This window comes from Gilliamella sp. B2772 (assembly GCF_026536985.1).
GTDB classification, from domain to species: Bacteria; Pseudomonadota; Gammaproteobacteria; order Enterobacterales; family Orbaceae; genus Gilliamella; species Gilliamella apicola_E.
The window spans coordinates 404,606-427,300 of sequence record NZ_JAFNNB010000002.1 but is presented as its reverse complement, the minus strand read 5'-3'; the positions used below and the strand labels follow the sequence as shown (position 1 = coordinate 427,300).

Annotated in this window: 22 protein-coding genes; 17 read left to right on the top strand and 5 right to left on the bottom strand. The window is 36.3% G+C overall.

What is annotated here, in order from left to right; translation table 11 throughout:
- The first annotated feature begins 138 nt into the window (after positions 1 to 138).
- The 7 genes from J3T98_RS07170 to ruvC all read left to right on the top strand — a co-directional run bounded on the left by J3T98_RS07170 (position 139) and on the right by ruvC (position 5,618).
- Positions 139 to 366 carry a YhdT family protein gene (locus tag J3T98_RS07170; RefSeq protein ID WP_065563416.1) on the top strand — a complete coding sequence of 76 codons (228 nt, stop codon included), beginning with the start codon at positions 139 to 141 and terminating at the stop codon, positions 364 to 366.
- 10 nt (positions 367 to 376) lie between these two features.
- Positions 377 to 1,828, top strand: coding sequence for a sodium/pantothenate symporter (gene panF, locus J3T98_RS07165; RefSeq protein WP_267362488.1), 1,452 nt, complete (start codon positions 377 to 379; stop codon positions 1,826 to 1,828).
- On the top strand, positions 1,803 to 2,669 hold the full coding sequence (prmA, locus tag J3T98_RS07160) for a 50S ribosomal protein L11 methyltransferase (RefSeq protein WP_267330665.1): 867 nt from the start codon (positions 1,803 to 1,805) through the stop codon (positions 2,667 to 2,669). Before panF ends, prmA begins: the two co-directional genes overlap by 26 nt.
- Positions 2,670 to 2,705: 36 nt before the next feature.
- Positions 2,706 to 3,704 carry a tRNA dihydrouridine synthase DusB gene (dusB, locus tag J3T98_RS07155; protein WP_065563413.1) on the top strand — a complete coding sequence of 333 codons (999 nt, stop codon included), beginning with the start codon at positions 2,706 to 2,708 and terminating at the stop codon, positions 3,702 to 3,704.
- Between the two features lie 16 nt (positions 3,705 to 3,720).
- Entirely contained in the window at positions 3,721 to 4,017 is a 297-nt protein-coding gene (gene fis / locus J3T98_RS07150; protein ID WP_034883623.1) for a DNA-binding transcriptional regulator Fis, read from the top strand.
- Positions 4,018 to 4,386: 369 nt separating this feature from the next.
- Positions 4,387 to 5,130 (top strand): YebC/PmpR family DNA-binding transcriptional regulator, encoded by a 744-nt coding sequence (locus J3T98_RS07145; RefSeq protein WP_065563412.1) that lies wholly within the window; start codon positions 4,387 to 4,389, stop codon positions 5,128 to 5,130.
- The gene (ruvC, locus tag J3T98_RS07140) at positions 5,130 to 5,618 is read left to right on the top strand and encodes a crossover junction endodeoxyribonuclease RuvC (RefSeq protein ID WP_065563411.1); all 489 of its coding nucleotides are present in this window, start codon (positions 5,130 to 5,132) and stop codon (positions 5,616 to 5,618) included. Before J3T98_RS07145 ends, ruvC begins: the two co-directional genes overlap by 1 nt.
- A gap of 173 nt (positions 5,619 to 5,791) precedes the next feature.
- Here ruvC and J3T98_RS07135 read toward each other — a convergent pair whose 3' ends face one another.
- Together J3T98_RS07135 and J3T98_RS07130 are read right to left on the bottom strand one after the other, a co-directional pair.
- Positions 5,792 to 9,004 carry an efflux RND transporter permease subunit gene (locus J3T98_RS07135; RefSeq protein ID WP_267362487.1) on the bottom strand — a complete coding sequence of 1,071 codons (3,213 nt, stop codon included), beginning with the start codon at positions 9,002 to 9,004 and terminating at the stop codon, positions 5,792 to 5,794.
- Positions 9,005 to 9,017: 13 nt separating this feature from the next.
- Positions 9,018 to 10,208 carry an efflux RND transporter periplasmic adaptor subunit gene (locus J3T98_RS07130; RefSeq protein WP_267362486.1) on the bottom strand — a complete coding sequence of 397 codons (1,191 nt, stop codon included), beginning with the start codon at positions 10,206 to 10,208 and terminating at the stop codon, positions 9,018 to 9,020.
- A gap of 376 nt (positions 10,209 to 10,584) precedes the next feature.
- Here J3T98_RS07130 and zipA point away from each other — a divergent pair, with 376 nt between their 5' ends.
- The 4 genes from zipA to J3T98_RS07110 all read left to right on the top strand — a co-directional run bounded on the left by zipA (position 10,585) and on the right by J3T98_RS07110 (position 14,512).
- Positions 10,585 to 11,496, top strand: a complete 912-nt coding sequence (gene zipA / locus J3T98_RS07125) for a cell division protein ZipA (RefSeq protein WP_416380630.1) — start codon at positions 10,585 to 10,587, stop codon at positions 11,494 to 11,496.
- Between the two features lie 168 nt (positions 11,497 to 11,664).
- A complete protein-coding gene (ligA, locus tag J3T98_RS07120) occupies positions 11,665 to 13,731 on the top strand; it encodes an NAD-dependent DNA ligase LigA (protein ID WP_267362484.1) in 2,067 nt (688 codons plus the stop codon).
- A 67-nt stretch (positions 13,732 to 13,798) separates the two neighbouring features.
- Entirely contained in the window at positions 13,799 to 14,314 is a 516-nt protein-coding gene (gene luxS, locus J3T98_RS07115; RefSeq protein WP_065563407.1) for an S-ribosylhomocysteine lyase, read from the top strand.
- A gap of 9 nt (positions 14,315 to 14,323) precedes the next feature.
- Entirely contained in the window at positions 14,324 to 14,512 is a 189-nt protein-coding gene (locus J3T98_RS07110; protein ID WP_091347325.1) for a 2-hydroxymuconate tautomerase, read from the top strand.
- A 74-nt stretch (positions 14,513 to 14,586) separates the two neighbouring features.
- Here the strand turns inward: J3T98_RS07110 and ribA are convergent, their stop codons facing one another.
- Positions 14,587 to 15,186 (bottom strand): GTP cyclohydrolase II, encoded by a 600-nt coding sequence (gene ribA / locus J3T98_RS07105; RefSeq protein WP_220225787.1) that lies wholly within the window; start codon positions 15,184 to 15,186, stop codon positions 14,587 to 14,589.
- A gap of 102 nt (positions 15,187 to 15,288) precedes the next feature.
- Between ribA and J3T98_RS07100 the strand changes: the two genes are divergently transcribed.
- The 6 genes from J3T98_RS07100 (at position 15,289) to J3T98_RS07075 (ending at position 20,959) form a co-directional block, all read left to right on the top strand.
- The gene (locus tag J3T98_RS07100) at positions 15,289 to 16,002 is read left to right on the top strand and encodes a phosphatase PAP2 family protein (protein WP_267362483.1); all 714 of its coding nucleotides are present in this window, start codon (positions 15,289 to 15,291) and stop codon (positions 16,000 to 16,002) included.
- 74 nt (positions 16,003 to 16,076) lie between these two features.
- Positions 16,077 to 16,373, top strand: a complete 297-nt coding sequence (locus tag J3T98_RS07095; RefSeq protein WP_065563404.1) for a LapA family protein — start codon at positions 16,077 to 16,079, stop codon at positions 16,371 to 16,373.
- Between the two features lie 6 nt (positions 16,374 to 16,379).
- Positions 16,380 to 17,558 (top strand): lipopolysaccharide assembly protein LapB, encoded by a 1,179-nt coding sequence (gene lapB, locus J3T98_RS07090; protein WP_267362482.1) that lies wholly within the window; start codon positions 16,380 to 16,382, stop codon positions 17,556 to 17,558.
- 12 nt (positions 17,559 to 17,570) lie between these two features.
- The gene (locus tag J3T98_RS07085; RefSeq protein ID WP_267331721.1) at positions 17,571 to 18,353 is read left to right on the top strand and encodes a YchF/TatD family DNA exonuclease; all 783 of its coding nucleotides are present in this window, start codon (positions 17,571 to 17,573) and stop codon (positions 18,351 to 18,353) included.
- On the top strand, positions 18,346 to 19,458 hold the full coding sequence (locus tag J3T98_RS07080; protein ID WP_267331722.1) for a cupin domain-containing protein: 1,113 nt from the start codon (positions 18,346 to 18,348) through the stop codon (positions 19,456 to 19,458). Before J3T98_RS07085 ends, J3T98_RS07080 begins: the two co-directional genes overlap by 8 nt.
- Positions 19,459 to 19,723: 265 nt before the next feature.
- Positions 19,724 to 20,959: an MFS transporter gene (locus J3T98_RS07075; protein WP_065563400.1), complete on the top strand. Its 1,236-nt coding sequence runs from the start codon at positions 19,724 to 19,726 to the stop codon at positions 20,957 to 20,959.
- Positions 20,960 to 21,013: 54 nt separating this feature from the next.
- On the opposite strand, the gene J3T98_RS07070 is transcribed toward J3T98_RS07075, so the two are convergent.
- Together J3T98_RS07070 and J3T98_RS07065 are read right to left on the bottom strand one after the other, a co-directional pair.
- Positions 21,014 to 21,889 carry an SDR family oxidoreductase gene (locus J3T98_RS07070; protein ID WP_220225784.1) on the bottom strand — a complete coding sequence of 292 codons (876 nt, stop codon included), beginning with the start codon at positions 21,887 to 21,889 and terminating at the stop codon, positions 21,014 to 21,016.
- Positions 21,890 to 22,185: 296 nt separating this feature from the next.
- The gene (locus J3T98_RS07065) at positions 22,186 to 22,692 is read right to left on the bottom strand and encodes a hypothetical protein (RefSeq protein ID WP_267362481.1); all 507 of its coding nucleotides are present in this window, start codon (positions 22,690 to 22,692) and stop codon (positions 22,186 to 22,188) included.
- Positions 22,693 to 22,695: the final 3 nt, after the last annotated feature.

Below are 22,695 nucleotides of genomic sequence, written 5' to 3'. Positions count from 1 at the left end.
AGAGCACTATAGCGTAAAATCATAATTGCGAAAATTGATATATTTAGAACACTATATTGCATAAATTGCAATAAACTTGCCAAGTTAAATACTTTCTTTTACTCTAAGTCCCCCAAATTAATTAACCATTTATTTAATATGGATACTCGTTACAAGCAGGCTAATAAAGAAGCAAAGCTTTCATTGTTACTTACTCTTATCTATTTCGCTGCATGGGTAATTAGCGCTTATAGTTTAAAAGATCAAAAAGGTTTCATAGGTTTACCATTATGGTTTGAGCTGTCATGTATAATGGTACCATTCGGTTTTATCTTGTTATGTTATATTGTGGTAAAAAAACAATTCAAAAATATTCCATTAGAATAGGCCATTAAGCGTGCAATTAGATATTATTCTTCCTCTTATTATTTACCTTATATTTGTATTTGCGTTATCAATTTACGCTTATATAAAAAGAAAGAAAGTAAACCAATTTACTGACTATTTTATTGGTAATCGCACCATGGGCGGTTTTTTACTGGCGATGACCTTGGCTGCAACTTATATTAGTGCTAGTTCATTCATCGGTGGGCCAGGGGCTGCTTATAAATATGGACTTGGCTGGGTGCTTTTATCAATGATCCAAGTCCCTACTGTATTACTTTCACTGGGCATTTTAGGTAAAAAGTTTGCTATTTTAGCCCGTAAATACAATGCAATAACGCTTAGTGATATGCTCTATTCTCATTATAAAAGTAAAATGATTGTATGGTTTGCAAGTATCGCTTTAATTACTGCTTTTGTTGGTGCGATGACAGTACAATTTGTAGGAGGAGCACGTTTATTAGAATCATCTGTCGGTATTCCTTATGACAATGGATTAATTATTTTTGGATTCGGCACAGTAATATATACGGCTTTTGGTGGTTTTAGAGCCAGCATTTTAAATGATGCTTTCCAAGGCTTAGTTATGATAATCGGTGCCATTTTACTTTTAGTCGCAATTATTTACGCTGGTGGTGGGATTACAAATATTATTGACCGTTTATATACAATCGATCCGGCTTTATTAACACCACAAGGACCAAATAATTTTATGGACTTCCCTTTTATGGCTTCTTTTTGGGTTTTAGTCTGCTTTGGTGTTGTTGGTTTACCACATACTGCTGTTCGTTGCATGGCCTATAAAGATAGTAAAGCGGTACACCAAGGTATTATTATTGGCACTATAGTTGTAACAATTATCATGTTAACTATGCATTTATCTGGAGCACTAGGTCATGCGATAGTGAGTGATTTAACGATTCCGGATCAAATTGTACCCACATTAATTATAAAAGTTATGCCTCCTTTGGCTGCAGGAATCTTTTTGGCTGCACCACTTTCAGCTATAATGTCCACAATTAATGCCCAACTACTACAAGTATCATCGGTTATTATTAAAGATCTATTCCTAACGATAAGACCAAATACCAAATTTAGTGATAAAATGCTAACTCGATTATCAGTTACCATTACCTATTTCTTTGGTGGATTATTGATATTAGCCGCATGGAAACCACCCGAAATGATCATCTGGCTTAATTTACTAGCATTTGGTGGGCTTGAAGCAGTATTTTTATGGCCATTAGTACTCGGATTATACTGGAAAAAAGCGAATGCAACAGGGGCACTTTGCTCAATGTTAGCTGGTGCAATAAGCTATACTCTTCTCGCTGTTTATAACATTAAGATTTATGCTTTCCATCCAATCATACCATCGTTACTGATCGGATTAGTTGTATTTATTATTGCCAACCTATTTGGCCAAACAGGAAAAAACTATGCCTTGGATTCAACTCAGAATTAACACTACTAATGAATTAGCTGAACAAATCAGCGAGCAACTAGAAGAATCAGGTGCTGTATCAGTCACTTTTCAAGATACTTATGATAACCCTGTTTTTGAACCGTTACCTGGTGAAACGAAACTTTGGGGAAACACCGACGTAGTTGGACTTTATGACGCTCAAATAGATATTGATGAATTAAAAGCGATACTAAATCTAGACCAATATTCCTATAAAATTGAACAGCTAGAAGATAAAGATTGGGAAAGAGAGTGGATGGATAACTTTCATCCAATGCAATTTGGTAAAAGATTATGGATATGCCCTAGCTGGCGAGACATTCCTGATCCTAATGCAGTCAACGTAATGTTAGATCCTGGTCTAGCATTTGGAACGGGGACCCACCCGACAACAGCATTATGTTTAACTTGGTTAGATAGTCTAGATCTAAACAACAAGATAGTGATTGATTATGGTTGCGGTTCAGGTATTTTAGCCATTGCTGCATTAAAATTAGGCGCTAAGCGAGTCATTGGAGTAGATATTGATCCTCAAGCGATCCAAGCAAGTCGTGACAATGCTGAGCGAAATAATGTTAGTGAAAAAATTGAACTATATTTAGCAAAAGATCTTCCTAATAATTTACAAGCAGATGTTGTTGTCGCAAACATATTAGCTGGCCCTTTAAAAGAACTTGAACCACAGATCAATAACCTTGTAAAAACTAATGGAAAACTAGGATTATCAGGTATTTTAGCCACTCAATCTCAAAGTGTATATGAAGCATATCAGACTCATTTTGAACTTGATCCTATTATTGAGCAAGAAGAGTGGTGCCGAATTACTGGTAAAAAAAAGTAAAAATGTGACATTACCCCCTTTTAACTTAGAGGAAAAATGCGTAATATAGCCGACCTTAATTTGCTTAGCATTGGCAAGGTCACATTAAAAAACAATTTAATTGCGGCCCCTATGGCAGGAATAAGCGATAAACCATTTAGAAATTTATGTCATCGCTTTGGTGCAGGAATGACTATTTCTGAAATGTTTTTAGCTAATTCAGATGTTTGGCATACTGACAAATCAGCATTAAGAATGATTTCAACTGATGATGTAGGTATACGTGCAGTCCAAATTGTTGGCTCAGATCCAGATGAAATGGCTAGAGCTGCTGAATTTAATGTCAAACATGGTGCTCAATTAATTGATATTAATATGGGATGCCCTGCTAAAAAAGTAAATAAAAAATTAGCTGGTTCTGCATTAATGCAGCATCCAGATCTAATAAAAAATATTTTGCAAAAAGTTGTTGGCTCAGTTGATGTGCCAGTAACACTAAAAACTCGGACTGGATGGGATAAAAATAATAGAAATTGCATTGAAATCGCACAAATTGCGCAGGATTGTGGCATAAAGGCTATTACTATTCATGGGCGAAGTCGTGCATGCTTATTCAATGGAGAAGTCGAATATGACTCCATAAAAGCAGTGAAAGAAAAGGTAACGATTCCGGTAATTGCAAATGGTGATATTTGTACACCAGAACAAGCAAAAGATGTTTTCAAATATACGCAAGCTGATGGTATAATGATCGGCCGAGCGGCACAGGGGCGACCTTGGATATTTGAAGAAATTGCATTCTATTTAGCACACGGACAGTTAAAAAAAAATAAAACAATTGATGAAGTCGAACAAATTGTATTAACACACCTTGAAGATCTTTATCAATTTTATGGAGAATACAAAGGATTAAGGATTGCCAGAAAGCATGTAAATTGGTATACCAAGAGTTATGCTGATAGTGATCAATTCAGGCGCTTATTTAGTGTACTTAGCAATACAAGTGAGCAAGTAAAAACACTAAAAGCATTTTTTAGTCAAATTAGAAACAAATAAAAGAGTTAAAAATACTATGTCAGAACAACGCGTTACAGCTGCAGCACTTAAATTTACAACTGTAAACTCTCAAGACCAAATAACACAAAAGCCTTTACGAGATTCGGTAAAACAAGCTTTAAAAAACTATTTATCACAATTAAATGGTGAAGATCCTACTGATCTATACGAATTAGTGTTAGCTGAAGTTGAACACCCATTCCTTGATATGGTTATGCAATATACTCGTGGCAATCAAACTCGAGCAGCAAATATGCTTGGTATCAACCGTGGTACTTTACGCAAAAAATTAAAACAATATGGAATGAGTTAGTAAAAATTTTAAACCATATTATTTAATAGATTAAAAGCGCTGCTTGATAGGGCGCTTTTTTTATTTTTTACTAACTAAAAATTTATTCAAGCCTAAGAGCACTAAACAAGTGTTGTACAAAGCTTATATAGCGATTTTTTAATTATCAATACAATTTAACGTTATATACCTATAAGTACTATTCTTTTCAAACTTTCAGCAATAAATAAGACCAATGTTGTATATCCACATACTCAACTTTTATTGAAATGACTCTAATAAAAACTTTATTATTAACAGCAGAAAAGGAATAAAGAGATTGATAATGAACTTTAGCTAAAAGTTTGTTAAAATAGCTCGATTTTTAAATTATTTAATCTGGAGAATTTTATGGCAGGTCATAGTAAATGGGCCAATACCAAACATCGCAAAGCAGCTCAAGATGCTAAGCGCGGTAAAATCTTTACCAAAATTATTCGCGAACTTGTAACAGCAGCAAAACTTGGTGGTGGCGATCCAGCGTCTAACCCTCGTCTACGAGCTGCTATGGACAAAGCATTATCTAACAACATGACTCGAGATACCATGAACAGAGCAATTGCTCGTGGTGTTGGTGGTGAAGATGATACTAATATGGAAACTATCATCTATGAAGGTTATGGACCAGCAGGTACGGCAGTAATGGTAGAATGCTTAAGTGATAATCGTAACCGCACGGTATCAGAAGTTCGTCATGCTTTTACTAAAACTGGTGGAAACCTAGGTACTGATGGTTCTGTATCTTACTTATTCACCAAAAAAGGCGTTATCTCATATCCAACTGGAACTGACGAAGATCAAGTCATGGATGCTGCGCTTGAAGCTGGTGCTGATGATGTTGTGACATATGACGATGGTGCTATTGATGTATTTACAACACCTGAATCATTCGGTGAAGTTAAAGATGCACTAGATGCAGCAGGCTTAGTCGCTGAATCCGCTGAAGTTTCAATGATTCCAGCCACTAAAGTTGATTTGGATATAGAGTCTGCACCAAAACTACTACGTCTTATTGACATGCTTGAAGATTGTGATGATGTTCAAGAAGTTTATCATAACGGAGAAGTGTCAGACGAAGTTGCAGCAGCGCTCTAATGACTATCATTCTGGGGATTGACCCTGGTTCTCGTTTGACGGGTTACGGTGTAATTCGCCAAACGGGACGACAACTAACCTATCTTGGCAGTGGTTGTATCCGTACTGCAGTTGATGACTTACCAACGCGTTTAAAACGTGTCTACGCCGGAGTAAGCGAAATCATCCTCCAATTTCAACCAGACATGTTTGCTATTGAACAAGTGTTTATGGCTCATAATGCCGATTCCGCACTAAAATTAGGTCAAGCACGAGGTTCTGCCATTGTTGCAGCGGTTAATAATGATTTACCCGTTTTTGAATATGCCGCACGATTAGTTAAGCAAAGCGTAGTTGGAACAGGAGCAGCGGATAAAAAGCAAGTACAGCACATGGTTAAGTTATTACTTAAACTACCTGCAAGCCCTCAAGCAGATGCCGCTGATGCGCTCGCAATCGCGATTACCCATGCGCATATGACCCAACACTTAGTTAAATCACATCGATAAAGTCCAATCTTTAAAAAAATCACCTCAATATCTGTTTTATATCACTCAAAAACCCCGCTCCTCAACGCAAAATTTAACTGAATACAAACTTAATTATCGTTTAAAAGATTAATCCAAAAAGCACATAAAAAAAGCACCAAGACTATTGGTGCTTTTTAAATCTAACCTATTGGTTATTTATTTTCAGTGTTGCCTGTAAAGTTAGTTGGCAATACGACTTTATTCTTATGTTTAGTAAATAATTTAGTTACAAATAAGAAGAATAGCGGAACATAGAATATCGCCAAGAATGTTGCTGTCAACATACCGCCGATTACTCCTGTACCTACCGCATTCTGGCTTACAGAACCAGCACCACTACTTGTTGCTAATGGATACACACCAAGAATGAAAGCAAACGAAGTCATTAAGATTGGACGTAAACGTAGACGACAAGCTTCTAACGTTGCATCGATTAATGATTTACCTTCTTTTTCAAGTGCATCTTTAGCAAATTCCACAATCAAAATAGCATTCTTAGCCGATAAGCCCATCGTAGTTAAAAGACCAACAATAAAGTAAATATCGTTATCAAGACCTCTAAACATCGTCGCATATACGGTACCGATAATACCTAGTGGGATCACAAATAGGATCGAAATAGGTACTGTCCAGCTTTCATATAAAGCTGCTAACGACAAGAACACCACAATGATTGAAATATAATAAAGTGTTGTAGTTTGAGAGCCTGTTTGACGTTCTTGATAAGAAATATCTGTCCAGTCAAACGAGAAGCCCTTAGGTAAGTTTTTAGATAATTCTTCCATAGTCGCCATAGCCTGACCAGAACTCAACCCAGGGGCTGCCGAACCACTAATACCCATTGCCGCTACACCATCATAACGAACAAGTGATGGTGAACCATAACTTTTCGTTGTGGTTGCAAAAGCATCATAAGGTACCATTTCACCTTTTTGATTTTTTACATGCCAGAAACTAAAATCATCAGGAAGCATTCGATAAGCCGCATCAGATTGTAAATAAACCTTTTTAACACGGTTATTATAAACAAAGTCATCAATATAAGCTGAACCTAATGCAGTTGAAAGCACGGTATTAACACTACTTACCGCAACACCAAGCGCTTGAGCCGTTTCGAAATCCACATTAATTTTATACTGTGGAACATCTAACATACTACCAGGACGAACTTGTTGTAAGTTAGGATTTTGAGAAGCTTGTCTCAATAGTTGGAAAAATGCGCCCATCAATGCATCATGTCCAAGGCCAGAGGTATCTTTTAACATATATGAGAAACCATTAGCCATACCAAGTGACGGTACTGCTGGTACATTGGTAATAATGACACGACCTTCAGTTATTGTTGAAGCAAACCCCCAACCACTACCAACTAAGGCATCAACTTTTTGGTCTGGGCGAGTACGCTCATCCCAATCTTTTAATCGAATAAAGCCAAGCCCCATATTTTGACCACGACCAACCATACTAAAACCAGCAACGGTAAAGATTTCCTTCACTGAGTCAGCCTTTTTCTCCATATAGAAATTAGAGGTTTTATTCAACACACCCATGGTTTGTTCTAATGTAGAACCGGGTGGTAATTCAACCATGACAATTAATACCCCCTGATCTTCATTTGGTAAGAAGCCAGTTGGTAAGCGATTAAATCCAAATATTAAAGCAACAACAATCAACCCATAGCAAATAAATGAAACGAGAGGATATCGAATAAATTTAATTACACCTTTTTCATAGGCATGTAAACTTTTGTTATATATATTATTAAATTTACTGAAGAACCATTTAGTTCCAATTGAAAGCCAGCTAAATGGCGGCACACTTTCTAATTTTTCACCAACCGTAGCTTTCTTAATTTTGCTTTTTGACGGCGCTTTTAAAATTTGAGCACAAAGTGCTGGTGTTAACACAATTGCCATCACCACTGATAATGACATTGACGTTACAATAGTGATTGAAAATTGACGATAAATCCCCCCTGCTGCACCACCATAAAATGCCATTGGTACGAATACTGCTGAAAGTACCACAGCAATACCAACTAAAGCAGAAGTAATTTGTTCCATCGATTTAACGGTTGCATCATAAGGTGAAAGCCCTTCATCATGCATAATACGTTCAACGTTCTCAATAACCACAATGGCATCATCGACCAGAAGACCGATGGCCAGTACCATAGCAAACATGGATAACGTATTAATGGTAAATCCACAGATATATAGAACCGCAAACGTACCTAACAATACTACCGGTACGGTGATGGTTGGAATAAGTGTAGAACGCAGATTTTGTAAAAACACATACATAACGATAACAACCAAAATGATTGCTTCGATTAAGGTATGTACTACGTTGTTGATCGATAATTTAACAAATGGTGTTGTATCATAAGGATACGCAAATTTAATATCCTCAGGAAAAATATGAGATAACTCTTCAATTTTTTTGTCAACTTTCTCAGATGTATCAAGTTGGTTAGCACCTGTTGCTAAATAAATACCTAAACCAGCTGATGGTTTACCATCATAACGAGAAAGGAAATTATAATCAGCTGCACCAATTTCAACTTTAGCTACATCTTTTAATAAAACATTTGAACCATCTGTATTAACACGAAGTAAAATATTTTGAAATTGCTCCGGTGTTTTTAAACGTGATTGAGCAGTAATGGTGGCATTAAGTTCTTGCCCTTCAGTGGCTGGTAAAGCACCTAATTGCCCTGCAGTAACCTGAGCATTTTGCGCTTGGATAGCACTAATAATTTCTTCAATCGACAGATTAAAATAATTAAGTTTATTTGGATCTAACCAAATACGCATTGCATATTCAGAACCAAATAACTGTGTATCACCTACCCCTTGTACACGACGAATCTGATCTTGTACAGTTGAATAAATAAAGTCAGCTATATCTGCTTGTGTTTTTTGAGGATTGGTTGAGTAGAAGCCGATAACTTTTAAGAAGTTAGTGTTATTTTTAGCAACCGAAACCCCATTTTTTTGAACACTTTCTGGTAGACGAGATTTAATACTTTCTACTTTGTTTAATACCTGTACCTGAGCAAAATCAGGGCTAGTACCTGGTGCAAAAGTTAACGTAGTTTGTACCACACCTTGAGCACTACTGGTTGATTTCATATAAATCAAATTATCCAAACCAGTTAAGTTTTGCTCAATTAACTGCGTAACTGTATTTTCAATTGTTTGTGCATCAGCACCTGGATAAACCGCTGAAACCGTAACAGCAGGTGGTGCAATATCAGGATACTGTTCAACAGCAAGTAACTTAATACACAAAGCACCGCCCAGCATCATCATGATAGCAATTACCCATGCAAAAACAGGTCTATCAATAAAAAACTTAGCCATAATTAAATCTACCTTATTTCACGCTGTTTTTGATGAGACTATCTAACTGCTCTTGAGTCAGTTCAGCAGGCTTACCAACTGCAACCGCATTCATAGCTGTTCCTGTTTCAACTCCAGTTAAATTAAGTAGGCCTGTTGTAATAACTTCTTCACCGATATTAATTCCACTAGTTACCACCCAATAACCACCTATACCGGTATAAATTTTAATATCTTGGCGATATTCAACTGCACCATCTGATTTTAAAATCTTAGCTGTATATTGGCCTTTTTGGTTACTAGTAATACCTTGTTGAGGCACTAACACTGCATTTTTAATAGTACCTAATGTCATTTGTGGTTTAACAAACATACCTGGTAAAATTTTACCTTCACTATTTGAAAATTGTGAACGCAACGTAACAGTACCTGTAGTCTCATTAACTGTCATATCTGAAAATTTAATGCTACCTGATAATGCGTATTTAGAACCATCATTAAAGAACAGATCAACGTTATTGCCTTTAGCGGGTTCATAAACAATATTTTCATCTTGAAGATATTTATTATAGCGAGTCGCCGCTTCAGTCATATCAACATAAATTGGATCAAGTTGTTGAACTAGTGCAAGTGGAGCAGCTTGTCCAGCAGAAACTAGCGCACCTTCAGTCACACTTGATTTACCAATATAACCATCAATTGGCGAATAAACTTTAGTATAATCTAAATTAACTTTAGCAGCGTGTTCTGCTGCTTGAGCAACTAAAACACTTGCTTCAGCTTGTTTAGCATCAGCAGCAGCTTTATCATATTCTTGTTGGCTGATGGATTTAGTATTTAATAGCCCTGCATAACGTTTTAAAGTAAGTTGCGCAATATTAGCATTAGCTTTTGCACTTTCTACACTTGCCACCGCACTATCATAATTAGCTTGATAAATAGCAGGATCGATCTGATAAAGTGATTGCCCAGCTTTAACATTCGAACTTTCTTCAAATTCACGATTTAACACAATTCCGCTAACTTGTGGGCGAATTTCAGCTATTTGCGATGCAACAACTCGTCCAGGTAAACTAATTTTAAGGGTATAATCTAAAGGTTGGACTTTAAAAACAGTTACCTTGGGTAATTGGCCATTAGCTGATTGGGATTGATTATTATCACAACCAGTTAATAACAATAGACCAGATAATGCCAGCGTAAGTAATAGCTTATTAAATCTCATATAAAAAAGACCTCGGTAACTTAATAATTATTTTTTAATAAAAAACAATGAAATCATTCAAAAGTGATCGGTGATTTTACAAAAAATATGCATTGATTGTAAGTATCTTAACACCTTAATAGCACAGAGTTCTAAAAATTTACTAAATTTAACCATAACGAAACAATAATAATAAAAAAATTATGATTGATATTATGATTATTTGGAGAAATAAAGTAATATATGCGAATTGATTTTTAGTGCTGTAATAAGTGAGTATGGATTTAGCTTACGAATAAAAAGTAAAAAAATTTAATTGTGGTATTTTTTAATCCTTTTTTTTCAATTATATTATTGAATAATTTAAATCTATATTTAATTTAATTCTGAGATGGGTATTATGGATAATTTACGTACTGTTCTAATTGTTATTGCGTCCTTAGTCATTATTGCATTATTGATTCATGGGCTCTGGATCAATAAAAAAGAACGTTCTTCTTTATTTAAGTCAGGCAAAAAAGATAAATTCACACCAAATACTCAACAATTTGAAGACATCTACGGCGAAGAAGACGATGTAATATTACTCACACCTAAAAATAAACAGGATGAAAGTAATAACCCAGTTGAGTCAGTAGTAGTTGAAGAAGAGAACGTTAAAGAAAACGTGAAAGAAGAAGAGGAAGAACATTTACCTCTTCAAGAAGATCTATTTTCAAATAATAATGACGAAGAAATTGACGATAAGGCTGATAACGAGCCTACAATCAACTTTCAACAAGAAATTTTTGCTGAAGAACCTGAAACACCAAAGGTTAAAGAAGTCCAAAAAACGGCTCAATCAGTATCTGAAGAACAAAGCAATCAAAAACTAGATGTGGGTGAAGACAACCAAACTGAAATTATTGTCTTAAACGTAACCGGTATAAATGGCAAATCATTACAAGGTGATGTACTGTTAGCTAGCATAATGCAATCAGGATTCCAATTTGGTGATATGCAAATTTTCCATCGCCATGTTGACCCTGCCGGCAATGGCCCAATTTTATTTAGTTTAGCTAACATGATTAGCCCAGGTTATTTAGATCCTGAAACCATGCACGAATTTACCACACCGGGTGTATCAATATTTATGGTTGCGCCAACTCATGGTAACAATCAACAAAACTTCAAACTTATGTTACAAACTGCGCAACGTATCGCTGACGATGTCAATGGTGTAGTACTTGATGATGAACATCACATGATGACACCACAAAAGATTGATAGTTATAAAGAACGCATTAAAAAAGCTTGTAACGAAATTTAATCATCAGAACTCTTTTTTTAAAACTATTCCACTTATGAAAATTAGTGGAATAGCTAGTTTATGTTGGTTTACAAACTATATTTATCAACACCTATTGTACTAAATTTAGTTACGTACTATTTTATTGCTAATTCTAAAACTTTAGTTTTAATTTAAGAGTTAAAAATCATGCCAAATATAACTGAAAATTCAGTAAATGATTCTGAATCTCTACACGAGGTAACAGAACGGATAACTGCTTTACGCAATCTGATAAGACATCATGAATATTGTTATTATGTGCTTGATGCACCAGAAATTCCCGACGTAGAATATGATAAATTAATAAAACAACTCCAAAATCTAGAACACAATCACCCTGAACTCATCACATCCGACTCACCAACACAACGTGTAGGAGGCACACCTCTGTCACAATTTGACTCGGTAAAACATGAACTACCGATGCTATCACTTGATAATGTATTTGATGAATTAAGTTTTAACGCCTTTAATAAAAGGGTAAAAGATCGCTTACATCTCACTAGTAGCCAATCAGTTGAATACTGCTGTGAGTTAAAACTTGACGGGTTAGCGGTAAGTTTATTATACGAAAATGGACGATTCGTTCGAGCAGCAACGCGTGGCGATGGCACTACTGGTGAAGATATAACTTCAAATGTAAAAACCATAAGAACTATTCCACTGGTATTAAAAGGTGAAAACATACCTACTCGATTAGAGGTACGTGGCGAAGTCTTTATGACACACAAAGGTTTTGCCAAATTAAATGCAGATGCGGAAAAACGCAAGGAAAGAACATTCGCAAATCCTCGGAATGCCGCCGCAGGTTCATTAAGGCAATTAGATCCTAAAATCACCGCCAAAAGACCGCTCTCTTTTTTCTGTTATGGTGTTGGCATTAATGAGGGCGCAACTCTACCTGATAACCACTATGACCGTCTAATGCAATTTAAAGCTTGGGGTTTACCTGTTAGCGACAAAGTCCAGATTCGCCAAGGTGTCCAAGAAGCACTTGCCTACTTTCATGAAATTGGTGAGGAAAGAATGTCACTTGATTTTGATATTGACGGTGTAGTTATCAAAGTCAACAGTATTGCACAACAACAAGAGCTTGGTTTTGTTGCCCGTGCACCTCGTTGGGCCACAGCATTCAAATTTCCAGCGCAAGAAGAAGTAACACAGCTTAAAAAAGTCGACTTCCAAGTTGGTCGTACCGGTGCCATAACACCAGTAGCAAGACTAGAGCCGGTATCGGTAGCAGGGGTTATCGTCAGTAATGCAACACTCCACAACAGTGATGAAATTGAACGTTTAGGTATTCGAGAAGGTGATTATGTCACTGTACGCCGTGCAGGTGATGTGATTCCACAAATTGTTTCAGTCATCCAAGATCGGCGACCAGCTGACACCAAAGAAATCATCTTCCCAACCCACTGCCCTATTTGTGGCTCCCTTATTGTTCGCGATGAAGGTGAAGCAATCTCTCGTTGTGCCGGTGGATTGATTTGCCCAGCACAGCGCAAAGAAGCCCTAAAACACTTCGTATCTCGCCGGGCAATGAACGTTGATGGACTCGGGGATAGAATAATCGAACAATTAGTAGACAAAGATTATGTCAAAACACCGGCTGATCTTTACAAGCTAACCTTACCAATTTTATGTTCATTAGACAAAGTCGGGCAAAAATTAGCCAGCAACCTAATTAACGCATTAAATCAATCTAAAGACACGACCTTAAATCGATTTATATTCGCCTTGGGCATACCAAATGTTGGTGAAGTCACAGCTGAAAATTTAGTTAACCAATTTGGTAACTTAACGGCGATCGAAAACGCTTCATTAGAGCAACTACAAACTGTAAGTGATGTTGGTGAAGTGATCGCTGAAAGTATTATCGACTTTTTTCAAGAACCCCATAATCGTGATGTCATTGACCAACTAACCAGTCCGGAAATCGGTATACATTGGCCTGATGTCGAAGTAGAACCATTAACAATTGACTCACCATTCTCGGGCAAAACCATTGTATTAACCGGAACATTATCACAATTAACCCGTGACGAAGCAAAAGACAAACTAAAAAAACTCGGTGCTAAAGTTACTGGAAGCGTTTCTAAAAAAACTGACTTAGTGATTGCGGGTGAATCAGCCGGTTCAAAGCTAACCAAAGCAGAAGAGCTAGGAATAAAAGTCATTGATGAACAAGAAATGTTAGATTTATTAAATCAATGAATAAAAAAGGTGGAATAAATCGAGCTAATTAATCAAAATAGCTTGATTATAAACTAAGGAGAACATTATGCCTTTATTAGACAGTTTTAAAGTCGATCATACTAAAATGAAAGCACCTTTTGTGCGAATAGCTAAAACCATGGCAACCCCTAAAGGTGATGACATAACTGTATTTGATCTTCGCTTTACCATTCCTAATAAAGCACTATTACCTGAAAAAGGGATTCATACATTAGAACACCTATTTGCTGGCTTTATGCGCGACCATTTAAACAGTGATAATGTCGAAATTATTGACATATCCCCAATGGGATGCCGTACTGGTTTTTATATGAGCTTAATTGGTAAACCTAACGAATCGTTGGTAGTTGATGCTTGGTTAAAATCCATGCATGATGTGCTAAATGTAAAATCACAATCAGAAATTCCAGAATTAAACGAATATCAATGTGGAACCTACACAATGCACTCATTAGAGGAAGCAAAAGCGATTGCTGAAAAAATCATACAATCCGGTATTGGTATTTGCCATAATCAAGACATCGCATTAACTGATGCACAACTTGCCACAATTAATCATTAGGAGATATTTATGCCGAATGTCGTTATCGACTTCTTAGAAGGACGCACCATCGAACAAAAACGTGAAATGGCTAAACGAGTAACAAATGCAATTGTCGAAACACTCAACTGCAAACCTGAAGCAGTACAAATTATCATGCACGAAATCTCTAAAGACCAAATTGCCAACGGTGGAGTGCTTCGTTGCGATAAAGATTAATTAAACGATTAATCGCCCCAAAAAATCAACCTCAATATTAAATATTGAGGTTAAACAATTTAAAATATTAAAAACTAATGACGATGTAAATGCAACAAATGCCCTAACTTATTGGCTTTGGTTGCTAAATAATGCTCATTATTCGGGTTCTCCCCTACTTCTAAAGGAACGCGCTCGGTAACCTGAATTCCTGCTTGTTCAAGCACTTTAATCTTTTCAGGATTATTGGTTAACAGACGAATTTTTGACACCCCTAACAGCGTCAACATATCGGCACATAAAGTAAAATCACGCTCATCTGCCGCAAACCCTAATTGCTCATTTGCTTCAACCGTGTCTAAACCTTGATCTTGAAGGGCATAGGCTCTGATCTTATTTAATAACCCAATATTACGCCCTTCTTGGCGATGATAAATTAAAATCCCTTTACCTTCTTTAGCGATTTGTTTTAACGCGGCTTCTAACTGAAAACCACAATCACAACGCAAACTAAATAACGCATCACCGGTTAAACACTCTGAATGAACACGCGTCAAAATTGACGTTTCATCATTGATATCACCAAACACTAATGCTACATGATCCTTACCTGTTGCAATCTCTTCAAAACCAACAATGGTAAAACATCCCCATGGTGTTGGCAGTTTGGCTTGTGCAACATGTTTTAATTGCATTATTATCTCCAAATTTAGTAAACACATAGATAAGATTTTTTAAAAACAAATCGTGCTTCCATGTTAAAATAAATCAAATTTTATGCTTAATTGAGTTTTTAAATGGGGTTAGTAATAAAAAAAACAATAGCGGCATTATTCTTATTTCTAATTATACCGTTATCTGTAATAGTCGTAAATTGGCATTGGCAACCGTCAGCACTTAATAATTCATCTGAATATTTTTTTTGGATAACCGAAACAGCAAGTTATCCTTGGGCAATAATCACATCAGGACTATTTTTTCTACTGTTCTGTCTACTATTGGCCAATAAAAAAAATATCTTAGTTATATTGTTAATTTTAGTCAGTGCAATGTTGGGTGGACAAATCATTAAAAGTTTAATCAAACAACAAACAGCTGAATCAAGACCATATGTTCTATGGTTAGCTAAAGAGTATCATTTTAGCGACAAACAATTTTATTCCCAAACAAGAGCTGAACGAAAAGCCAACATAGAACAGCTACTGACTAATACAACTACAATACCATCTTGGTTGTCAAAACATTGGCAACAAGAAACAGGCTATGCTTTTCCATCTGGACATACATTATTTGCAGCAACATGGGCTTTTTTAGCAATAACATTACTTAGTTTTAGACGACATTTTATAATTGTGACCGCCATCGTAGTCTGGTCAACACTGATTGAAACAAGTCGGCTATTATTGGGTATGCATTCGGCTTATGACCTTATATTAGGCGTTGTTCTTGCTTGGTTAATTGCATTAATAAGCTGTTTTTATGCTAGAAAATGGAATATAGTAGTCAGATGATTTTATAAACAACAAATTTTACAAAAAAATTTTAGTTATTTAGAGATTTTTAATAAAATAAAAAGGTTAAAATTATGAAATTAGTGATATCAATTTTATTGATAATTCTTATTTTCGCCATATCGATAACAATAGGTTCAGCTAATAACCAATTAGTCACCTTCAACTATTTAATTGCTAAAACAGAAGTTAGGTTATCGGTATTACTTGCTATTTTATTTGGTTCAGGCTTTTTAGTTGGTTGGATATTAACTGGAATTTACTTCCTAAAATCAAAATTCCAACACTCATCAACAAAACGTAAACTAAATAAATTACAGAAAAAATATGATGAAAATACGCATCAAAATTTAACCAAATTAGAAAAATAGGTAATTATGTTTGAATTGTTATTTCTATTACTCCCCATAGCAGCCGGATACGGCTGGTACATGGGAGATAGAAATGCCAAACAAAAATATTTAAATGAATCTAACCGACTATCTCGAGAATATGTAGATGGTCTAAACTTTCTTTTGTCAAACCAAAAAGATAAGGCTGTTGACCTCTTCCTTGACATGTTAAAAGAAGATGAAGGCACACTTGAAGCCCATCTTACCTTAGGTAACTTATTCCGTTCACGAGGCGAAGTAGACCGCGCAATACGTATTCACCAAGCATTAATGGAAAGCGCCTCATTAACCTTTGAACAAAGACTATTAGCTATTCAACAGCTTGGCCGAGATTACATGGTGGCAGGTTTTTACGATCGCGCAGAAGAGATGTTTTTACAGCTAATCGACGAAGAAGACTTTCAACAACATGCCTTACAACAACTGCTAGTCATATATCAATCAACTAGCGAATGGAATAATGCAATTAACGCTGCCACCAGACTGGTCAAACTTGGTAATGTAAAATACAAAACCGAAATAGCCCAATTTTATTGTGAGCTTGCTGCCATCGCTATTGCTAATAATGATTTGGATCAAGCTTACACTTTACTAAAAAAATCAGCGGCTGCGGACGCTAATTGTGCACGAACATCATTAATGCTTGGGCGAGTATTTATGGCGCAAGATAAAGCTGAACAAGCAATCGAGTCTTTCCAACAAATATTAAATCAAGATAAAGCATTAATCGGTGAAGCGTTAACATTATTAAAAGCATGTTACGCAAAACTTAATCAACCTCAGTTATTTAAACAATTCCTCGAAATTTGTGTCAAACAAGATACTGGCAATGTTGCCGAATTGATGCTAGCCGACATTGTTGAAAAAGACAATGGACTCGATGCAGCGCAATATTACCTTTATCGTGAATTATTAAAACACCCAAATCTAAAAGGATTCTATCGCTTAATGGATTACCATGTTGCCGATGCTGAACAAGGAAAAGCTAAAGAGAGCTTATTACTACTTCGAAACATGGTTGGTGAACAAATAAAATCAGTTCCCAATTACCGTTGCCAAAAATGTGGATTTACGGTTAACACCCTCTATTGGCTATGTCCGAGCTGTCGCTCATGGTCAACCATAAAACCAGTTCGAGATTTCGAACATCATTCAGATAATTAAAAAGAGTAAAATATGTTTCTAATTGATTCGCACTGTCATCTAGACAGTTTGGACTATACAAACAAATCGATTGATAGCGTATTGCAAGAAGCACAAAACAACGAGGTGAAACATTGCCTAAGCGTGGCAACCACACTTTCAGGCTATGAATCGATGAAAACAATGCTCATGCCATACCAAAAACAGTGCTCATTTTCATGTGGAATTCACCCACTCAATTTGGATGATGAGCCCTACGATGCCGAACGTTTTGCTCGCCTTGCTCAAGAAGACAATGTTATCGCTTTAGGTGAAACAGGTTTGGATTATTACTACCAACAAGATAATATTGAATTGCAACAAGCCAACTTTATTGAACATATAAAATTAGGCAAGCAACTAAAAAAACCGATTATTGTTCACACTCGGAATGCCAAGCAAGACACCCTAAAACTCCTAAAAGAAGAGCAAGTTTATTCCGGTGTACTACATTGCTTTACTGAAGATATTGATACGGCCAAAGCCTTATTAGATATTGGCTTTTATATCTCATTTTCTGGCATCATTACCTTTAAAAATGCCGAACCGTTACGAGAAGTAGCAAGATATGTTCCATTAGATCGCATATTGATTGAAACTGATTCGCCTTATTTAGCCCCCGTTCCTTATCGCGGGAAAGAAAACCAACCCGCTTATGTTCGGGAAGTGGCTAATTACTTGGCGGCATTAAAAGGCGTATCTCTAGAAAAAATTGCAAAACAAACAACCACTAACTTTTGTCAATTATTTAATTTACAAGGGGCATTCAATGAGTAACAAATTAACTATCGATTGGGATGATTTTTTAACCAATTATTGGCAAAAAAAGCCGGTCATCTTGCGTGATGCTTTTAGCCACTTTATCGATCCAATCACCCCAGAAGAACTAGCTGGCCTTGCCATGGAAGAAGAAATTGAAAGCCGAATCGTTACTAACAAAAACGGCATATGGGACGCCGCCTACGGTCCATTTATCGATTATAGTCACCTAGGTCAAGACCATTGGAGCCTCCTTGTACAAGCAGTTGACCATTGGCATGAACAAGCAGCCACATTAGTTGAACCATTCAAATGTATTCCTCAATGGCAATTTGAAGACCTAATGATCTCCTATGCCACACAAGGTGCAGGCGTTGGACCTCATATTGATAATTATGATGTCTTTATTATCCAAGGCAAAGGTTGCCGTCGTTGGCAGGTTGGTGATCGTAATCCTAATTACAAACAGTTCAGTGCTCACAAAGCGCTACTGCATGTAGAAGATTATGAGCCAATTATTGATGAAGAAATCACTGCGGGTGATATTTTATATATTCCAATTGGCTTTCCACATAATGGGGTATCAATTGGAGAATCGCTCAGCTACTCCGTAGGATTTAGAACTCAAACATCACAAGAACTACTCAGTGGTTTTGCTGATTATGTGATTGATAACTTACCCAATGGCATCTTCTATCAAGACCCAGACTTAAAATTACCAAATGATCCTTATCGAATCCAACCATATGAATTAGAAAAACTACAAGGACAAATGATCGACCTTATCAAAAACCCAGACTTATTCAATGACTGGTTTGGTAAACACATCACTATTCCTATGCATGATCTCAACATCATCCCAGTTGATCCCTCATATGAGCTAGATGAATTTGAAGAAATCCTAAAATCTGGCGCTGAACTCTATCGTGTACCAAGTATACGTATTGTAAAAATAGAGGATACGGCTTATATCAACGGTAAAAAAATACCACTCCCCATGGAAACCATCGACCTATTATGTGAAACCGATGTACTTTACTACGAACAATTACAAGATGAACAAACCCTAAATGTCATGTTGAAATTTGTTAATCTTGGTTACTGGTATTTTGACGAAGAATAAATTTCGCTCAAAAACTATTGACTAAAAAAGTCATCGAAAAAACCACAAAATGGTGAAATTATCGGCTAATTTGTCTCAAAAATTAGATATTTATCAGAATTAGTCGAATAATTTCGCCAAAATAGAAATAAACAGAATAAAACCCACGAATTTCGGCTTTTCATTTGGATTTTTATCATTTTTAAGTATATACTTGCCCCCGTTTTGAATTCCCGCCTTCATTTAATAATAAATGCTTATCCATTATAAATAACTTGAGGTAAACATGAACACTAACGTAAACCAGGCCGAGCACGCTGAAAGTGAACAAACTACCCCCTATCAAAAACGAACCCTATTTGCATCAACAGTAGGTTATGCATTAGATGGCTTAGATATGATGATTTTAGGTGTATGTTTTAGCCTAATTGCCGTCACCTTCAACCTAACTAATGCTGACCTTGGCACCTTGACGTCAGGCACATTATTAGGGGCCGTATTAGGCGGAATCTTTTTTGGAATTCTTGCTGATAAATATGGACGAGTCAGAGTATTTTCATGGACAATCCTAATCTTCTCATTATTCACCGGTCTTTGTGCTATCTCACCTAATTATGAATGCTTCCTCATTTTTCGTTTTCTAAGTGGACTGGGTCTAGGTGGTGAATTTGGTATCGGCATGACGCTAGTTTCGGAAAGCTGGCCAAAGCACAAGCGCTCAAGGGCAACCTCAATTGTCGCACTAGGCTTCCAAGCCGGTATCATCCTTGCAACACTAACTGTCAATTTTATTGGTGAAGCACACGGATGGCGCTGGGCATTTGCGATGGGAGTATTACCAGCGCTATTTGTTGCTTGGACGCGTAAAGGCCTTAAAGAGCCTGAAATCTGGCAAAATCTAAAAGACCAAAATAAAAACAAAATTGCCATAGGCAAACTATTTAAAAACCCGAGAATCACCGCAACAACTATCGGATTAACCATTGCCTGCGCAGTACAAAATTTTGGCTTTTATGGCATAATGGTTTGGATGCCAAACATGATCGCTTCTGAATATCACTTACCTTTCAAAAACACCATGTTTTGGACTATCTCAACAACTATCGGCATGTCATTAGGGATCTTAATTTTTGGTTGGTTATGTGACAAATTTGGACGCCGACCTTCATATATCGTATTTTTATTGATTTCCGCCGTATCAATCTGGTTCTACTTCCAACAAAAAGAGGTTGCCATTTTAATTTTATTTGGCTCAGTGATTGGCTTTTTTGTGAACGGCATGATGGGTGGATATGGTGCATTACTAGCTGAACACTACACGACTGATGCGCGCTCAAGTGCTGAAAACATTATTTTTAACGTCGGTCGTGGGATTGCTGGCGTATCGCAAGTACTGATTGCTTACTTAGCAACCATCTACTCAATCAGTTATGCATTAGCACTACTATCAGGCGCTTACTTATTATCCGCTGCCGCCTTTATATTCTTAATACCAGAAACCAAAGGCAAAGCATTAGAATAGCGATATATAAAAAAAGGGCTTAAAAAGCCCTTTCTAAATCATGTTTACCTCAAATTAATTGATATGCATACCGCCAGTAACACCATAAACTTCACCAGTGGTATAGCTTGACTCTTCCGATGCCAAATGCACATAAACACCCGCAAGTTCAACCGGTTGTCCTGCACGTTGTAATGGAGTCTGTTTACCAAACTCAGGAATCGCCTCGCTTGGCTGACCACCACAAATTTGTAACGGTGTCCAAACCGGACCTGGCGCCACACTATTTACCCGAATACCTTTACTACCTAATTGAGCAGATAAGCCACGAGTAAATGCAATAATCGCTGTCTTGGTTGAAGCATAATCCAACAAATTGCCACTTGGCTGATAAGCTTGCACAGAAGAAGTGGTAATAATCGTCGAGCCAGATTTTAAATAACCTAATGCCGCTTTGGTTACCCAAAATAGTGAAAACACATTAATTTCAAACGTTTTTTTGATTTGCTCAGTAGACAAATGCATAATATCTTCTACCGCAGTTTGCTTACCAGCCACCAAGGTTAAATTATCAAGTCCACCTAATTTTTTATGCGCTTCTTCAACTAATTTTTTACAAAATGACTCATCGCTTAAATCACCAGGGATAAGCACAGCCTTTCGACCCGCAGACTCAATGATTTTAGCCACATCTTCGGCATCTTTTTGTTCTGCTGGTAAATAATTAATTGCAACATCAGCACCTTCTCTTGCATACGCAATAGCTGCTGCGCGTCCAATACCTGAATCACCACCGGTCACCAACATTTTTAGACCTTCTAAACGTTGATGACCTTGATAACTTTCCTCACCACAATCTGGAACTGGTTTCATCTCATATTGCAAACCAGGAGGATTTTGTTTTTGTTTAGGAAATTTATCATGAAAATATTTTGGATTATGCTTACTCATATAATATTCTCCTAAGTTAAACATGCATTTAAATTCAAATTTAACATAATAGAATCAATTAATAATCACAAAATCCTATTGTCGAGTATATTTTATATCTTTAAAATACTTAATTAATTCAATTAATTATACTGTGAAAAATAAAAATCATTGATAACGAGAAAAATAACTTACTTGGATGGTTTAGCGAGGACAAAAACAACAAATGCTAAAACCATTATGGGTGAAAAATTAAACACCAAACACAGTGTAACAAATAAATATACATTAAGCTAGTAATGCAGAATTAATGATAGCTATTTTTTGAAAGAACAATCAGTCGTAACATCCACAATAAGAATTCTTTTACCATCAATGTAATACGTATATTTAGCCCCCTCATTAAAATATTTCTTCAATTTACGTATTTGAGGTGAATCGGAACAATAAGATTCAACAATAGCCTTTGTAACCAATTCCCTAATATCGGGTAAAAGAAATTCGTCTGGAGTGATCCCATTAATTTCATATTTATAAACGACAACATTACCTTCAGCGTTAACATCGGATAAAGTTGTGTATTCATCTAAAGTGATGGGTAAGATTTTTTTAACTACGCTGATGGCAGCCTCTCTATAATAATCTGACTCATCAGTCTTATTATCGTAATCTAGGTGCTTTTTATCAGGATATTCATCGATGAGTTGTACTAATCTCTGGGTTTTTTCAGTACCAATAGTGTCCACAAGCTTATCAATCCCTTTATCGCTATACTGTGAATACTCAAAACTTAATTGCAGCAATAAAAAAATAATTGTTATCATTCT

Excerpts from the sequence above, each read along its gene's own strand:
- J3T98_RS07170 (WP_065563416.1), top strand. The coding sequence starts at position 139 with ATGGATACTCGTTACAAGCAGGCTAATAAAGAAGCAAAGCTTTCATTG.
- prmA (WP_267330665.1), top strand. The coding sequence starts at position 1,803 with ATGCCTTGGATTCAACTCAGAATTAACACTACTAATGAATTAGCTGAA.
- dusB (WP_065563413.1), top strand. The coding sequence starts at position 2,706 with ATGCGTAATATAGCCGACCTTAATTTGCTTAGCATTGGCAAGGTCACA.
- fis (WP_034883623.1), top strand. The coding sequence starts at position 3,721 with ATGTCAGAACAACGCGTTACAGCTGCAGCACTTAAATTTACAACTGTA.
- J3T98_RS07145 (WP_065563412.1), top strand. The coding sequence starts at position 4,387 with ATGGCAGGTCATAGTAAATGGGCCAATACCAAACATCGCAAAGCAGCT.
- ruvC (WP_065563411.1), top strand. The coding sequence starts at position 5,130 with ATGACTATCATTCTGGGGATTGACCCTGGTTCTCGTTTGACGGGTTAC.
- J3T98_RS07135 (WP_267362487.1), bottom strand. The coding sequence starts at position 9,004 with ATGGCTAAGTTTTTTATTGATAGACCTGTTTTTGCATGGGTAATTGCT.
- J3T98_RS07130 (WP_267362486.1), bottom strand. The coding sequence starts at position 10,208 with ATGAGATTTAATAAGCTATTACTTACGCTGGCATTATCTGGTCTATTG.
- ligA (WP_267362484.1), top strand. The coding sequence starts at position 11,665 with ATGCCAAATATAACTGAAAATTCAGTAAATGATTCTGAATCTCTACAC.
- luxS (WP_065563407.1), top strand. The coding sequence starts at position 13,799 with ATGCCTTTATTAGACAGTTTTAAAGTCGATCATACTAAAATGAAAGCA.
- J3T98_RS07110 (WP_091347325.1), top strand. The coding sequence starts at position 14,324 with ATGCCGAATGTCGTTATCGACTTCTTAGAAGGACGCACCATCGAACAA.
- ribA (WP_220225787.1), bottom strand. The coding sequence starts at position 15,186 with ATGCAATTAAAACATGTTGCACAAGCCAAACTGCCAACACCATGGGGA.
- J3T98_RS07100 (WP_267362483.1), top strand. The coding sequence starts at position 15,289 with ATGGGGTTAGTAATAAAAAAAACAATAGCGGCATTATTCTTATTTCTA.
- J3T98_RS07095 (WP_065563404.1), top strand. The coding sequence starts at position 16,077 with ATGAAATTAGTGATATCAATTTTATTGATAATTCTTATTTTCGCCATA.
- lapB (WP_267362482.1), top strand. The coding sequence starts at position 16,380 with ATGTTTGAATTGTTATTTCTATTACTCCCCATAGCAGCCGGATACGGC.
- J3T98_RS07085 (WP_267331721.1), top strand. The coding sequence starts at position 17,571 with ATGTTTCTAATTGATTCGCACTGTCATCTAGACAGTTTGGACTATACA.
- J3T98_RS07080 (WP_267331722.1), top strand. The coding sequence starts at position 18,346 with ATGAGTAACAAATTAACTATCGATTGGGATGATTTTTTAACCAATTAT.
- J3T98_RS07075 (WP_065563400.1), top strand. The coding sequence starts at position 19,724 with ATGAACACTAACGTAAACCAGGCCGAGCACGCTGAAAGTGAACAAACT.
- J3T98_RS07070 (WP_220225784.1), bottom strand. The coding sequence starts at position 21,889 with ATGAGTAAGCATAATCCAAAATATTTTCATGATAAATTTCCTAAACAA.
- J3T98_RS07065 (WP_267362481.1), bottom strand. The coding sequence starts at position 22,692 with ATGATAACAATTATTTTTTTATTGCTGCAATTAAGTTTTGAGTATTCA.